We start from the raw sequence: 13,208 nt of genomic DNA on the forward strand, positions 1-13,208 counted from the left end.
TTCCGCCCCCTACAGGAACGTCGTCGGGATCGCGGGCTCGCCGCGGGACAGCTTCAGACCTTCCCACGGCACGGTCACGAGGGCAGCGCGCAGCCGTTCCCGGCTCTCCGCCAACGTGTCCAGGCCGTCCACCCGCCGGCCGGCGCGGACCAGCGGCACGGCCAGCAGCCGGTCGTGCGCGTCCATCGACGGCGCGGAGTCGTGCGGGAACACGACCTCCTCCAACGCCGTCCCGGTCTCCTTGTGCCGCCGCAGCGAGCTCTTGCGCCCGCCGCGCGACTCCTTGTGCGAGCTGCGCTTGGCCACCGGCCGCCCGTCCACCTCGACCAGCTTGTAGACCATGCCCGCGGTCGGCGCGCCCGACCCCGTGACCAGGGACGTGCCCACGCCGTACGCGTCCACCGGCTCCGCGCGCAGCATCGCGATGGAGTACTCGTCCAGGTCGCCCGACACCACGATCCGGGTGTTCCGCGCGCCCAACGAGTCCAGCTGGTCACGCGCCTGCCGCGCCAGCACGCCCAGGTCGCCCGAGTCGATCCGCACCGCGCCCAGCCCCGGCCCCGCCACCTCGACGGCGGTCTTGATGCCGTTGGTGATGTCGTAGGTGTCCACCAGGAGCGTGGTGTCCACGCCCAGCGCCTCGACCTGCGACCGGAACGCCTCCTCCTCGCTGTCGTGCAGCAGGGTGAACGCGTGCGCGCACGTGCCCGCGGTCGGGATGCCGTGCCGCCGCGCCGCCTCCAGGTTCGACGTCGCGGTGAACCCCGCCAGGTACGCGGCGCGGGCCGCCGCCACGGCCGCCTCCTCGTGCGTGCGGCGCGACCCCATCTCGATCATGCGCCGACCGTTGGCCGCGCCCACCATCCGCGCCGCCGCCGAGGCGATGGCGCTGTCGTGGTTGAGGATCGACAGCGCCAGGGTCTCCAGCACCACCCCGACGCCGAACGGCGCCCGCACGGACAGGATCGGCGAGCCCGGGAAGTACAGCTCGCCCTCCGGGTAGCCGTCCACGTCCCCGGTGAACTTGTAGTCCGCCAGCCACGACAGGGTGGCCTCGTCGACCACGTTCGTGCGTTCCAGCAGCTCAAGGTCACGTTCGGTGAACGTGAAGTCGGTGATCGCGTCCAGGAGCCTCCCGGTGCCCGCGACCACCCCGTACCGCCTGCCCTCCGGCAACCGCCGGGCGAAGACCTCGAAGACGCACGGCCGGTCGGCGGTGCCGTCGCGCAGCGCCGCGGCCAGCATCGTCAACTCGTAGTGGTCGGTGAACAGCGACGTCGACATGCGGGGAAGCCTAAGCCGTGGGCCAGGGTGCCCCTGCGGGCTCCACCGCGGACCGGAACATGACACCATTGGCGGTATGACCACGCCCGTCGAGCATGAGCGGACGCAGGTTGACCCGGCCGGCGAGGAGGTCCGCACCGAGGACCGCCCGTGGCAGACCCTGGTCTGGAACGACCCGGTGAACCTGATGTCCTACGTGACGTACGTGTTCCAGAAGCTGTTCGGCTACAGCCGCGACCACGCGACCAAGCTGATGCTGGACGTGCACCACAAGGGCAGGGCGATCGTGTCGTCGGGGAGCAAGGACAAGGTGGAGGCCGACGTGGCCAAGCTGCACGCGGCCGGGCTCTGGGCGACCATGCAGCGTTCGTCGTGAAGAAGTGGACACGCACCGGCGACCAGGTGCTCGGCCGGTTCGACCGGCAGGAAGCAGCCGTGGTGCGCGGCCTGGTGAGCCAGATCCAGGACATGCTGATGGCACGCGCGGAGGAGGCGCCGCAGGACGAGCTGGCGGAGCTGACCGGCATCCGCACCGGCCCGTCCACGCCGCCGGACGACCCGATCCTGGGTCGGCTGCTGCCCGACTTCCACCGGCTCGACCCCGACGCGCCCGATCCGGCCGAGGTCGACTCGGCCAACGCGCTGCGGTCGCTGCACGAGCCCGAGCTGCTCGACCTGAAGACCGGTGTCGCGGCGGTGGTGCTCCAGACGTGCCCGCCCGACGGCGGTGAGGTGCGGCTGGCGCTGGACCAGGCCGAGGCGTGGCTGTCGGCGTTGAACGACGTGCGGCTGGCGTTGGGGACGGCGCTGGACGTGCAGGAGGACATGCCGGACGAGCTGCCGCCGGACGACCCGCGGTCGCCGCACCTGGGCGTGTACCACTGGTTGACGTGGGTGCAGGAGACGCTGATCGAAGCGGTCATGGCCTGATGCTGGTCGGGCGTGCGCCGGGGGCGGTGGTGCTGCTGGCGCCCGCGGGCGCGGTGGCCGGGGTGGACGCCCGGGGCGCGCCGGTCGGCACGCGTGAGCTGGACCTGCTCGACCCGTCGACGTTGGTGCGGCGGGTGCACGCCGTGGTGCTGGGCGGGCCTTCGGCCGTGGACGGCGTCGTGCGCTGGCTGGCCGAGCGCGGCCACGGGTTCCCGGTGGGCACGCGCCCGTTCGAGGTGGTCCCGATCGTGCCGGCCGCGGAGGCCTTGGGCCTGCCTCCGGCCGACGGCTACGAGGTGTGCGCGTCCGCCGTGCCCCTCGACGTGCCCGCGCTGGCCCTGATCGGCTCGACCGCCGTCGGCCTGGTCGTGGTGGACGCCGACCTGGACCCCGCGGAGTGCCGGAGGGTCGCGATGTCCGCGCACGACGCCTTCGCCCGCGCCGGCGTGACCGTGCCCGCCACCGTCTTCGCGGTGGCCACCGGCAACCCGACCGGCACCCCGCTGAACGACCTCTGCACCACCGCCACCACCGCCCTCCACCACGCCACCGGCCGGTCCTGAGCGCTCACCGCACGTGTCCTGCGTTCAGGTCAGGCTCGTCCTACGTTCGGAATGCCTGAGTTCAACGCCCGCGAAGCGGGTAACCCGGCGGTATGGCGGGTGTGCAGAGGGCGTTCAGGTGGGTGCGGACCAGTCCGGCGGTCGGCAAGGCGGCCGGTGCGCTGGCGGAGGCGGTGCCGGCGACGTTGCGCAGGCGCGAGGTGACCGACCTGCTGCGGGCACGGGCGCTCGGCCGGCCCGTGCACCCGGCGCTGGTGGCGCTGCCCATCGGGCTGTACGCGGCGTCGGCGGCGCTGGACCTCATGCCGGGCAGCGGCAAGGCGGCCCGCGCCGTGATCGGCGCCGGGCTGGCGATCGCGCCCGCCGCCCTGGCCACCGAACTGGCCGAGTACGGCACGTTGGGCGAGGAGCAGCGGCGCACGGCGTTCGTGCAGCTGACGGCCAACGCGGCGGCGAACGTGTGCTACCTCACGTCCTTCCGCCTCCGCGGCCACGGCTTCGGCGTCGTGGCCAGGGCCGTCTCGGCCCTCGGGCTCGCGGCCCTCGGCGCGGGCGGTCTGCTCGGCGTCCGGACGGCCGATCCCGCCGCACCCGGAGACGTGCGCGAACCGGTGTAGTGCGGGTTCTCACACGGCGGGACACCTTCCCCCACCACGTAGGATGGTGGGGTGCTGGTGATTCGCCGTGACCTCGTGGACGCGATGGTGGCGCATGCCCGTCGCGACCACCCGGACGAGGCATGCGGGATCATCGCGGGCCCGGAGGGCTCCGACCGCCCGGAGCGGTTCATCGCGATGGACAACGCCGAGCGCTCGCCGACGTTCTACCGCTTCGACTCGATGGAGCAGCTGCGCGTCCACCGCGAGATGAGCGCCAACGACGAGGAAACGATCGTCGTCTACCACTCGCACACCGCGACCGAGGCGTACCCGTCCCGCACGGACGTCTCCTACGCGAGCGAGCCCCAGGCGCACTACGTGCTCATCTCCACCCGTGACCCGGAGCAGCACGAGCTGCGCTCCTACCGGATCGTGGACGGCGTGGTGACCGAAGAGCCGGTCGAGGTCGTGGAGTCGTACATGTTCGCCCACACCGGCGCCGACGACACGCCCGACTGTCCCTGAGCCCTCCAGGTGCGCCCGCGCACCACACGTGGCACCACCTCACCAAACCCGGCTCCTCGGAGGTTCCAGCATGGCCGTCACCGTCTCCATCCCCACGATCCTGCGCACCCACACCGGTGGGCAGAAGTCCGTCGAGGCCGCGGGCGCGACGCTCGCGGAGGTCATCGACGACCTGGAGACCAACCACGGTGGCCTGAAGCAGCGCCTGGTCAAGGAAGGCGCGCTCCACCGGTTCGTCAACGTCTACGTCAACGACGAGGACGTGCGGTTCGCGGGCGGCCTCGGCGCCGCGGTCAAGGACGGCGACACCGTGACGATCCTCCCGGCCGTCGCGGGCGGCTGACCCCACCCCGGAAGGACCCACTGCGGAGGAAGCGATCGTGGCCCGGTACGAGTCACTGCTCGACACCGTCGGCGGCACGCCCCTGGTGGGGCTGCCCCGGCTGTCGCCGTCGAAGGACGTGCGGCTGTGGGCGAAGCTGGAGGACCGCAACCCGACCGGCTCGATCAAGGACCGCCCGGTCCTGATGATGATCGAGGAGGCCGAGCGGAACGGGGTGCTCACGCCGGGCTGCACGATCCTCGAGCCGACGTCGGGCAACACCGGCATCGCCCTCGCCATGGCCGCCAAGCTCAAGGGCTACGGCCTGGTGTGCGTGATGCCGGAGAACACGTCCACCGAGCGCAAGCAGCTGCTGCAGGCCTACGGCGCGCGGATCGTGTTCTCGCCTGCGGCGGGCGGCTCGAACCAGGCCGTGGCGCTGGCGAAGGAGCTCTCCGCGCAGAACCCGGACTGGGTGATGCTCTACCAGTACGGCAACCCGGCGAACCCCGGCGCGCACTACCACGGCACCGGGCCGGAGCTGCTGAAGGACCTGCCGACGATCACGCACTTCGTCGCGGGCCTGGGCACCACCGGCACGCTGGTCGGCGTCGGCCGCTACCTGCGCGAGCACAAGCCGGACGTGCAGGTCATCGCGGCCGAGCCGCGGTACGGCGAGCTGGTGTACGGGCTGCGCAACCTCGACGAGGGCTTCGTGCCCGAGCTGTACGACGCCGAGGTGCTGACCGGTCGCTACTCGGTCGGCTCGTACGACGCGCTGCGCCGCACCCGGCAGCTGCTGGAGGTGGAGGGCATCTTCGCGGGCATCTCCACCGGCGCGATCCTGCACGCGGCGCTGGCCGCGGCGGAGAAGGCGGCGGCGCGCGGTGAGTCTGCGGACGTGGCGTTCGTCGTCGCGGACGCGGGGTGGAAGTACCTGTCCACCGGCGCGTACGCGGGGACGTTGGACGAGGCCGCGGAACGGCTCGACGGTCACCTCTGGGCCTGAGGCCCGAGAAGGGAGAAGGGCCCCGCGGGCATGTGCGGGGCCCTTCTCGTCTCAGCCGATCGCGCACGCGACGCCGTTGAGCGTGAACGAGCTCGGCTTGTCCGTGTTGCCGTTGTGGGTGGCCTGGAACCCGATGCCGACGGACGCGCCCGCGGCGAGCGCGCCGTTGTAGGACGCGTTGCGCGCCGTGACGGCGCCGCTGGTGGGGGAGTAGGTGGCGTTCCACCCGCTGGTGATGGTCTGCCCACTGGGCAGGGTGAACGCGAGCTGCCAGCCGTTGATCGCGTTGGTGGACGTGTTGGCGATGGTGATGCTCGCGGTCAGGCCGGTGTTCCAGCTGTTGACGCCGTAGGTGACCTTGCAGCCGCCGGGCGGCGGGGTGGTCGTGGTCGTCGTGGTTGTGGTCGTGGTGGTGGTCGACGTCGTCGTGGACGTCGTGGTCGTGGTGGTGTCGCCGGGCTTGTCCAGCCCGAAGAACTGGATGGCGCGCAACGCCATGCCCGCGCCCATCAGGTTGTGGCCGGTGCCCTGCATGGAGATGGCCTCGACCTTGTCGCCGTAACGGGTGCGCGTCCACCCGGACTGCGGGCTGTCGCTGGAGGTCGGCGTGGTGGACAGGCCGTGGACGTTGGTCCACTGGTCGATCGTCTCGCCGAAGTTCGGGTACCGCAGCGTGTCGTCCGCGGTGCCGTGCCAGAGCTGCACGCGCGGCCGGGCGCCGCTGTAGCCGGGGTACATGCCGCGGGCGAGGTTGCCCCACTCCTGCGGCGTGCGCAGCACCTGGCCGTTGGCGCAGGCGCTGTTCCAGCCCGAACCGTCGGTGGTGGCGAAGCAGGTGGCGGGCACGCCCGCGAACGCGGCGCCCGCGGCGAACACGTCCGGGTAGTTGCCCAGCATGACGTTCGTGGTCATGGCGCCGGACGAGACGCCGGTGACGAACACGCGGCCCGTGTCCCCGTTGTAGCGCTGGAGCACGTACCGGACCATCGACATCAGGCCGACCGGGTCGCTGCCGCCGTCGCGCCGCAGCGCCTGCGGGCTCGACACGTCGAAGCACTGCCCGCTTCGCGTCGCCGACGGGTAGATCACGATGAAGCCGTACTGGTCGGCCAGCCGGGCGAAGTCCGTGCCCGAGTGGAACGCCGGGCCGGTGCCCGTGCAGTAGTGCACGGCCAGCAGCACGCCCGGCCGGGCCTGGGTGCGGTCCGGCACGTACAGGTGCATGCGCAGGTTGCTGGGGTTGGCGCCGAAGCCGGTGACCTCGGTCAGCGTGGCGGCCGACGCCTGCGGTGCGGCGACGAGGGCCAGCACGAAGGCCGCGGCGACGGCCAGGGAGCTCACGATCGCGCCGAGGACCTTCACGGGGCCACCACCCGTCCGGCGCCGTCGATGCGGCCGGGGCAGAGGTTCTTGGCCGCCAGGCCCTGGACGATGCGCGGCACCGCGTTGACCGTGTTCTGGTAGCTCGCGTGCATGAGCACGATGCCGCCGGCGTTCGCGCTGGTCGCGGCGCGCACGATGGCGTCGGTGGACGCGCCGTTCCAGTCCTGCGTGTCGACCGACCAGATGACCTGGGTCAGGCCGAGCTTGCGCGCCTCGGTCTGCACGGTTGAGTTCGTCGCGCCGTAGGGCGGGCGGAACAGCGTCGGCGTCTGGCCGGTGGCGTTGCGGATCGCGTTCTGGGTGTCGCCGAGCTCCTTGGCCACGGCGGCGGCGCTCAGGTTCGTCAGGTACGGGTGCGACCACGAGTGGTTGCCGACCCACATGCCCGCCTGCGCGGTCTCGCGCGTCAGTTGCGGCTGCTGCTGCACGCGTGAGCCGAGGTCGAAGAACGTGGCCCGCGCGCCCGCCGAGCGCAGCGCGCTCAACAAGGGACGGGTGAACTGCGCGTTCGGACCGTCGTCGTAGGTCAGCGCGACGTACCCGTTGCAGGCGAGCGCGACCGGCCCCGCTTCCGGGGCGGGCGCGGCGCCCGCGGTGTTCGCGGACAGCAGTGGCGCGATCACCAGCAGCACCACGGCCAGAAGGGTCCTCATGACCATTCCCTCCTCCTTGAGGATCACGGCGTGAGTTGTCGTCACTATGTGTCGCGGACTGGTCGCGGACAATGAGTTTCGTGAATGTTGCGAGTCTCAAATGGCGTGATGAGCTGCGGCAACGACCGGTGCGCCCGTCCGGTCGCGCCGGCTGCGCCCGGAAACTTTCGACCGGTGGCGCCGTGGTGGGTCCTAATCTTCCGAGTGACGTCCCCAGGTAATGTCGAAACAGGGACCGGCCGTCCTCGCGGAATTGCCGCGTTACCGAATGCGCTTCGGAAAGCCGCAGGCCCGTACAGGCTCCCGACCTCGGTTGATGCATTCGAGTGAACCTGTGCGGCGGTCGAATACAATGGCCGGCACCCACGGTGCTTCCGCATTTTTGCCGTCCTCGGTCCTGCTATCGTTTAGCCCATGCAATTGACGGTGCTCGGGTGTGCGGGCAGCGCGCCGGGACCCGATCTGCCGACCTCCGGGTACCTGGTGGAGGCGGGCGGCGTGCGGATCGTGATGGAGCTCGGCAGCGGGGTGTTCGGCCCGCTCACGCGGCTCTGCGACCCGTTCGAGCTCGACGCCGTGCTGCTGTCGCACCTGCACCTCGACCACTGCGCCGACTTCGGCTCGCTCGCCGTGCACCGCAGCGAGCACCCGGAGCCGCCCTACGACGTCACCGAACGCCGGTTGCCGGTGTTCGCGCCGTCGCACGCGCCGTCCCGCCTGGCCAACGCGCACGCCGCCGACCGGGCCTCGCTGGCGACGACGGACCTGGCCGAGACCTTCGACTTCGTCCCGCTCGCGCCCGGCCGGTACGCCATCGGCCCGGTGGAGGTCGAGGTGGCCGCCATGCGCCACATCTGCGAGGCCTACGGGTTCCGCATCACCTACGGCGGCGCGTCGCTGGTGTTCTCCGGCGACACGGTGCCGTGCCCGGAGCTGGTGCGGCTGGCCGAGGGCGCCGACCTGCTGCTGGCCGACTCGGCGTGGCGCGAGCAGGCGGGCCGCGCCGACTACCTGCACATGAGCGGGCAGGAGGCGGGCGAGGTGGCCAAGGCCGCCGGCGTCGACCGCCTGGTCCTGACCCACGTCCTGCCGTGGTCGGACCACGACGGCGTGCTGAGCGACGCGGCGGAGGCGTTCCCGGGCCCGGTCGAGCTGGCCGCGCCGGGCGCCACCTACACCCTCTAGCCGCCGGTCACCGAGCTAGCCCGCGAACGCGGTCGACGGCAGGCCCTCGCCGACGCCCGGCAGCACCAGGACCGAACCGGCCAGCTCGCTCAACGCGTCACCGCTCAACCCGACGCGCGCGGTCGTCACGTACAGGTCGGTGAAGTCCGCGCCGCCGAACGCGCACGCCGTCGGCTGGCCGACCGGCAGCTCGACCTCCCGGTCCAGCACGCCGTCCGGCGTGTACCGGTGCAACGCCGCACCGCCCCACAGCGCGACCCAGATCGCGCCGGACGCGTCCACGGTGAGGCCGTCGGGCAGCCCGCGCGGCACGTCGACCAGCGGACGGCGGTTGGTCGCCTCACCGGTCTCGCGGTCGTAGTCGAGGACGTCGATCCGCCGCTCCGCCGAGTCGATGTAGTACATGAGCGCGGCGTCGGGGCTCCAGCCGATGCCGTTGCTGACGCTCACCTTGTCCAGCACGACCTTCGCGTCGCCGCTCGGCTCCACGCGGGCCAGCCAGCCGCCGGGGTCCTCGTCGTACCGCATCGTGCCCGCCCACAGCCGGCCCGCCGGGTCGATCGCCGCGTCGTTGCCCCGCACGCCGTCGCGGGCCCAGTAGACGAGCCACGTCTTGACGCCGTCCCGGTCGATCAGCGCCACGCCGTCGCGCAGGTTCAGCACCAGGCCGCCGCGGGTCCGTGGCTTGGCCGCGCCCACGTGCTGCGGCACTTCGAGGACGGCGTCGTCGTCGCGCGAGGGGTTGTACCGGTGCACCTCGCTGCCGAGGACGTCCACCCAGAGCAGCGTTCCGCTGGCGTGGTCCCACGTGGGGGCCTCACCCAGTTCCGCTTCGGCCCGCACCGCCACATCGATCGACACCGGCACAGCCTACGGTCACGCACCGGTCGCTTATGGGCGAAAGACGGAGAAGTCACGCTGGGCGGAAGTCCGGCTGAACCACCGGATCCACGCGTAGCCTGGTGACGTGGATCCCACCGGCCCCTTCACCCCGCCGACGCCCGACCCGGTGGTCGCCGCGCCCAAGCAGGCCAAGCAGGCCAAGCCCTTGGCCAAGCGCGTCGTGCCGCCGAGGCCCGTGCTGTCGGCCGTGGTCGTGCTCGGCTTCGTCGGCCTGCTCTACGTCGTCGAGGCGATCGACACCGTGCTCGGCGGCCGGCTCGACGACGACGGCGTGATCCCGCGTGATTTCAGCGAGTGGGACAACATCCTGTGGTTCCCGCTGCTGCACGGCGACTGGACCCACCTGACCGGCAACGCGGTGCCGCTGCTCGTGCTGTCCTACCTGGCCACTTCCGCCGGGATCAAGCAGTTCTTCCAGGTCACCGCGGTCATCTGGCTGACCAGCGGCCTCGGTGTGTGGATCTTCGGCTCCTACGGCAGCCACATCGGCGCGTCCGGCCTCGTCTTCGGCTTCCTGGTGTTCCTGCTGGTGCGCGGCATCTTCGCGCGCAGCCCGCTGCAGATCCTGCTGGCCGTGGTCGTCTTCGCGGTCTACGGCGCGGCGCTGTGGGGTGTGCTGCCGGGCCAGCCGGGCATCTCCTGGGAAGGCCACCTGTTCGGCGCGCTCGGCGGCGTCCTGGCGGCGTGGGGCGTCGCCCGGGATGCCAGGAAGAGCGCCCGGACTACGCTCGACGCGTGACCGTCACCGCCGATTCGCCCATCGCGATCTTCGACTCCGGGGTCGGCGGGCTGACCGTCGCACGGGCGATCATGGACCAGTTGCCGGGCGAGCGGATCCGCTACGTCGGCGACACGGTCAACTGCCCGTACGGCCCGCTGCCCATCGCCGAGGCGCGCAAGTACGCCCTCGAAGTGATGGACCGGCTGGTCGCCGACGGCGCGAAGCTGCTGGTCATCGCCTGCAACACGGCGTCCGCGGCCTGCCTGCGCGACGCGCGCGAGCGCTACGACATCCCGGTGGTCGAGGTCGTGCTGCCCGCCGTGCGCCGGGCGGCCGCCACCACGCGCACGGGCCGGGTCGGCGTCATCGGCACGGCGGGCACGGTCGCGTCCGGCGCGTACCAGGACGCGTTCGCCGCCGCACGGGACATCGAGGTCACCGCGGTCGCGTGCCCCCGGTTCGTGGACTTCGTGGAGCGCGGCACCACCTCCGGCCGCCAGGTGCTGGGCCTGGCCCAGGCCTACCTGGAACCGCTGCAGCGGGCCGAGGTCGACACGCTCGTCCTCGGCTGCACGCACTACCCGCTGCTGACCGGTGTGCTGCAGATCGTGATGGGCGACGGCGTGACGCTCGTCTCCAGCGCCGAGGAGACCGTGAAGGACGTCGTGCGGGTGCTCACGGAGCGCGACCTGTTCCGCGACGGCGACCCCGACCAGCGGTTCAGCTGCACCGGTCCGGTCGAGCCGTTCGCCAGGCTGGCACGCCGATTCCTGCCCGGGTTGGAAAAGGCGACCTTCCACGCCCACGGCTGACCTGGCACGCTCCACGGGTGCTGTTGACCATCCTCGGCTGCTCGGGCAGCCTGCCGGGACCGCACGGGCCCGCATCCGGCTACCTCGTCGAGGCGGAGGGCTGCCGACTCGCGATCGAACTGGGCAGCGGGGTCCTGGCGTCGCTGCAGACGCGTCACGACGCGTTCTCGTTGGACGCCCTGCTGTTCTCCCACCTGCACCCGGACCACTGCGCCGACTTCACCACCCTCGCCGTCATACGCCGCTACCACACCCACCCGCCGTACGACACGCGAGAACGACGGCTGCCCGTGCACGGGCCCGCCGAGGCCGCCGACCGGTTCGCCCGCGCGTACGCGGAGACGGCCGACGAACTGCTCACCACGGACCTGGGCGACGTGTTCGAGTTCCACACCGTCGCCGACGGCGCGGTGACCCGCATCGGGCCGTTCGAGATCACGGCCGTCCGGGTGGACCACCCGACCGAGACCTACGGGTTCCGCATCGCCACCAAGACGGCGACGTTGGCCTACACCGGTGACACGGGGCCGTGCGAGGCGTTACGCGGCTTGGCGCGCGACGTGGACGTGCTGCTGTCCGAGGCGACGTGGACGCACTCCGACGACCGGCCGCCCGGCACGCACCTGTCCGGGGTGCAGGCGGGTGAGGTGGCGGCGGACGCCGGTGTCGGGCGGCTGCTGCTCACGCACATCGCGCCGTGGACCGATCGCGACGCCGTGCTGGCCGAGGCGCGCAGCCGCTTCGCCGGGCCGGTCGACGTGGTCAACCAAGGCGACACCTACGCGGTTGACCGGTCGGAGGTGCGGGTAATCGGCGGCCATGGCAACTGATGTCGTCGAGCTGATCCTGGCCGACCACCGCAAGTTCGAGGAGCTGTTCCGGGCGCTGCGCGACCGGAACACCGACCGCTCGGCGGTGCTCGGCGAGTTGGCGGCGCTGCTGGTGGCGCACGCGGAGGCCGAGGAGTCCAAGGTGTACCCGGCCCTCAAGCGGTACAAGGAAGTCGACAACGCCGAGGTCGACCACGGCGCGGAGGAGCACGCCGAGGGCCACCAGGCGTTGCTGGCGCTGATGGAGGTCGAGGACACCGGCTCCGAGGAGTGGGAGGACAAGCTGGAGGAGCTGGTCCAGGCGCTCAACCACCACGTGGACGAGGAGGAGCGGACGATCCTCAACGACGCGCGGCAGGAGGTGTCCGACGAGCGGCGCGACGAGCTCGGCCGGCTGTTCACGGAGGTCCGGCAGAGCCGGTTGGACGACGACTGCGGTGACATCGGCTACGTCCGCAAGATCGCGGCAGCCACGGAGGATCGGATCGACTAACGTCGATGGCGTGTCGAACGTCGAGGTGCGTCGGGTCGGTCAGCACGACTTCGTGGCCACGAACGACCGGGGCGCGTCGGTGCGCGTCGGCCGCAAGGGCGCCGAGGGCGCGTTCACGCCGGTGGAGCTGCTGCTCGCGGCGGCGGCGGGCTGCGCGGTGGTGACGGCGGAGACGCTCGTGACCCGCCGCGTGGACGGCGACCTGGTGGCGCGCGCGGACGACGTGCGCTCGGCGGACGGGCACTCGCTGACCAGCGTGCCGGTCGCGCTCGACTACGACATCTCCCAGCTGGACGCCGACCAGCGCGCCGCCCTGGAGACCGCCGTCCTCCGCGCGATCGACCAGCTGTGCACCGTCACCCGCACGTTGAAGGCCGCCCCGCCGACCCCGCTGACGCTGCCCGCCTGACCCGCGAGCGTCCTGCGTTCCGGACCTGTGAGCCGGGCGTAGGACGCTCGCGGGGTCAGATGGTGCTCACGTAGTCGTAGACGGCGTTGGTGCCGCTGTGGCCGATGCGGACGGTCTGGACGATCGTGGCGGCGCCGGCGGCGATGACCAGGACGGCGACGACCGTCGAGATCCGGCGCCAGGTCTTCGGCACGGCCGAGTCCTCGACGGCCGCCGCGCGTTCGCGGTCGGCCAGGCGGCCGGCGACGAGCAGGGCCACCACGACCACGCCGAAGCCCAGCGCGAACGGCAGCAGGTCGTTGCCGAGGTCGGCGTGCCGCTGGGCCGCCGGGTCCTGGAAACCCGCCGCCTGCATCTTCGCGATCAGCTGCTCGCCCGCCCACTGCGCCAGCGGCACCGAGCCGACCGCCACCAGCGTCACGCCCAGCAGGGGCCACGCGAACCGCTGCCGCCACCGGGGCACCACGGCCAGCGCGGCGGCGCCCAGCGCGGCCAACGGGAGCAGCACCACCACCGCGTGGACCAGCAGCGGGTGCGCGGGGAGACCGAAGATCGTCACCAGGTCGTCTGCGAGTGCCATGTCTCTC

Annotated in this window: 18 protein-coding genes; 13 read left to right on the forward strand and 5 right to left on the reverse strand. The window is 72.0% G+C overall.

The genetic code is table 11. From position 1 onward, the window contains the following. Nucleotides 1-9: 9 nt before the first annotated feature. On the reverse strand, nt 10-1,284 hold the full coding sequence (locus ABTZ99_RS15955) for a nicotinate phosphoribosyltransferase (protein ID WP_498779971.1): 1,275 nt from the start codon (nt 1,282-1,284) through the stop codon (nt 10-12). Between the two features lie 76 nt (nt 1,285-1,360). Between ABTZ99_RS15955 and clpS the strand changes: the two genes are divergently transcribed. The 7 genes from clpS to ABTZ99_RS15990 all read left to right on the forward strand — a co-directional run bounded on the left by clpS (nt 1,361) and on the right by ABTZ99_RS15990 (nt 5,232). Further along, nucleotides 1,361-1,660 (forward strand): ATP-dependent Clp protease adapter ClpS, encoded by a 300-nt coding sequence (clpS, locus tag ABTZ99_RS15960; RefSeq protein ID WP_033438448.1) that lies wholly within the window; start codon nt 1,361-1,363, stop codon nt 1,658-1,660. Continuing rightward, entirely contained in the window at nt 1,657-2,214 is a 558-nt protein-coding gene (locus tag ABTZ99_RS15965; RefSeq protein ID WP_498779973.1) for a DUF2017 domain-containing protein, read from the forward strand. The genes clpS and ABTZ99_RS15965 overlap by 4 nt, the downstream gene beginning before the upstream one ends. After that, nucleotides 2,214-2,777 (forward strand): peptidase S58, DmpA, encoded by a 564-nt coding sequence (locus tag ABTZ99_RS15970; protein ID WP_499611944.1) that lies wholly within the window; start codon nt 2,214-2,216, stop codon nt 2,775-2,777. The genes ABTZ99_RS15965 and ABTZ99_RS15970 overlap by 1 nt, the downstream gene beginning before the upstream one ends. Before the next feature lie 92 nt (nt 2,778-2,869). Continuing rightward, entirely contained in the window at nt 2,870-3,394 is a 525-nt protein-coding gene (locus tag ABTZ99_RS15975; RefSeq protein ID WP_498779975.1) for a DUF2231 domain-containing protein, read from the forward strand. Between the two features lie 51 nt (nt 3,395-3,445). Next, nucleotides 3,446-3,901 (forward strand): M67 family metallopeptidase, encoded by a 456-nt coding sequence (locus ABTZ99_RS15980; RefSeq protein WP_367131722.1) that lies wholly within the window; start codon nt 3,446-3,448, stop codon nt 3,899-3,901. A 70-nt stretch (nt 3,902-3,971) separates the two neighbouring features. Beyond that, on the forward strand, nt 3,972-4,244 hold the full coding sequence (locus tag ABTZ99_RS15985) for a MoaD/ThiS family protein (RefSeq protein ID WP_230566056.1): 273 nt from the start codon (nt 3,972-3,974) through the stop codon (nt 4,242-4,244). A gap of 37 nt (nt 4,245-4,281) precedes the next feature. Next, nucleotides 4,282-5,232 carry a PLP-dependent cysteine synthase family protein gene (locus tag ABTZ99_RS15990; protein WP_498779978.1) on the forward strand — a complete coding sequence of 317 codons (951 nt, stop codon included), beginning with the start codon at nt 4,282-4,284 and terminating at the stop codon, nt 5,230-5,232. Between the two features lie 51 nt (nt 5,233-5,283). On the opposite strand, the gene ABTZ99_RS15995 is transcribed toward ABTZ99_RS15990, so the two are convergent. Then, nucleotides 5,284-6,594 carry an extracellular catalytic domain type 1 short-chain-length polyhydroxyalkanoate depolymerase gene (locus tag ABTZ99_RS15995; RefSeq protein WP_498779980.1) on the reverse strand — a complete coding sequence of 437 codons (1,311 nt, stop codon included), beginning with the start codon at nt 6,592-6,594 and terminating at the stop codon, nt 5,284-5,286. Then, nucleotides 6,591-7,268, reverse strand: coding sequence for a polysaccharide deacetylase family protein (locus ABTZ99_RS16000; protein ID WP_499611947.1), 678 nt, complete (start codon nt 7,266-7,268; stop codon nt 6,591-6,593). Before ABTZ99_RS16000 ends, ABTZ99_RS15995 begins: the two co-directional genes overlap by 4 nt. Before the next feature lie 414 nt (nt 7,269-7,682). On the opposite strand from ABTZ99_RS16000, the gene ABTZ99_RS16005 reads away from it, so the two are divergent. Then, nucleotides 7,683-8,453 carry an MBL fold metallo-hydrolase gene (locus ABTZ99_RS16005; RefSeq protein ID WP_499611949.1) on the forward strand — a complete coding sequence of 257 codons (771 nt, stop codon included), beginning with the start codon at nt 7,683-7,685 and terminating at the stop codon, nt 8,451-8,453. 15 nt (nt 8,454-8,468) lie between these two features. Here the strand turns inward: ABTZ99_RS16005 and ABTZ99_RS16010 are convergent, their stop codons facing one another. After that, on the reverse strand, nt 8,469-9,314 hold the full coding sequence (locus ABTZ99_RS16010; RefSeq protein WP_498779985.1) for an SMP-30/gluconolactonase/LRE family protein: 846 nt from the start codon (nt 9,312-9,314) through the stop codon (nt 8,469-8,471). A 106-nt stretch (nt 9,315-9,420) separates the two neighbouring features. Here ABTZ99_RS16010 and ABTZ99_RS16015 point away from each other — a divergent pair, with 106 nt between their 5' ends. The 5 genes from ABTZ99_RS16015 to ABTZ99_RS16035 are packed head-to-tail and all read left to right on the forward strand — an operon-like array spanning nt 9,421 to nt 12,621. Further along, entirely contained in the window at nt 9,421-10,095 is a 675-nt protein-coding gene (locus ABTZ99_RS16015) for a rhomboid family intramembrane serine protease (protein WP_499611951.1), read from the forward strand. Next, on the forward strand, nt 10,092-10,889 hold the full coding sequence (gene murI / locus ABTZ99_RS16020) for a glutamate racemase (protein ID WP_499611952.1): 798 nt from the start codon (nt 10,092-10,094) through the stop codon (nt 10,887-10,889). The genes ABTZ99_RS16015 and murI overlap by 4 nt, the downstream gene beginning before the upstream one ends. Nucleotides 10,890-10,906: 17 nt before the next feature. Then, entirely contained in the window at nt 10,907-11,719 is an 813-nt protein-coding gene (locus ABTZ99_RS16025) for an MBL fold metallo-hydrolase (protein WP_498779990.1), read from the forward strand. Continuing rightward, nucleotides 11,709-12,212, forward strand: coding sequence for a hemerythrin domain-containing protein (locus ABTZ99_RS16030; RefSeq protein ID WP_498779992.1), 504 nt, complete (start codon nt 11,709-11,711; stop codon nt 12,210-12,212). Before ABTZ99_RS16025 ends, ABTZ99_RS16030 begins: the two co-directional genes overlap by 11 nt. 10 nt (nt 12,213-12,222) lie before the next feature. Next, a complete protein-coding gene (locus ABTZ99_RS16035) occupies nt 12,223-12,621 on the forward strand; it encodes an OsmC family protein (RefSeq protein WP_498779994.1) in 399 nt (132 codons plus the stop codon). A gap of 55 nt (nt 12,622-12,676) precedes the next feature. Here the strand turns inward: ABTZ99_RS16035 and ABTZ99_RS16040 are convergent, their stop codons facing one another. After that, entirely contained in the window at nt 12,677-13,201 is a 525-nt protein-coding gene (locus ABTZ99_RS16040; RefSeq protein ID WP_499611953.1) for a DUF2231 domain-containing protein, read from the reverse strand. Nucleotides 13,202-13,208: the final 7 nt, after the last annotated feature.

The sequence above is a fragment of the Actinosynnema sp. NPDC002837 genome (genome assembly GCF_040295345.1).
In the GTDB taxonomy this organism is placed as follows: domain Bacteria; phylum Actinomycetota; class Actinomycetes; order Mycobacteriales; family Pseudonocardiaceae; genus Actinosynnema.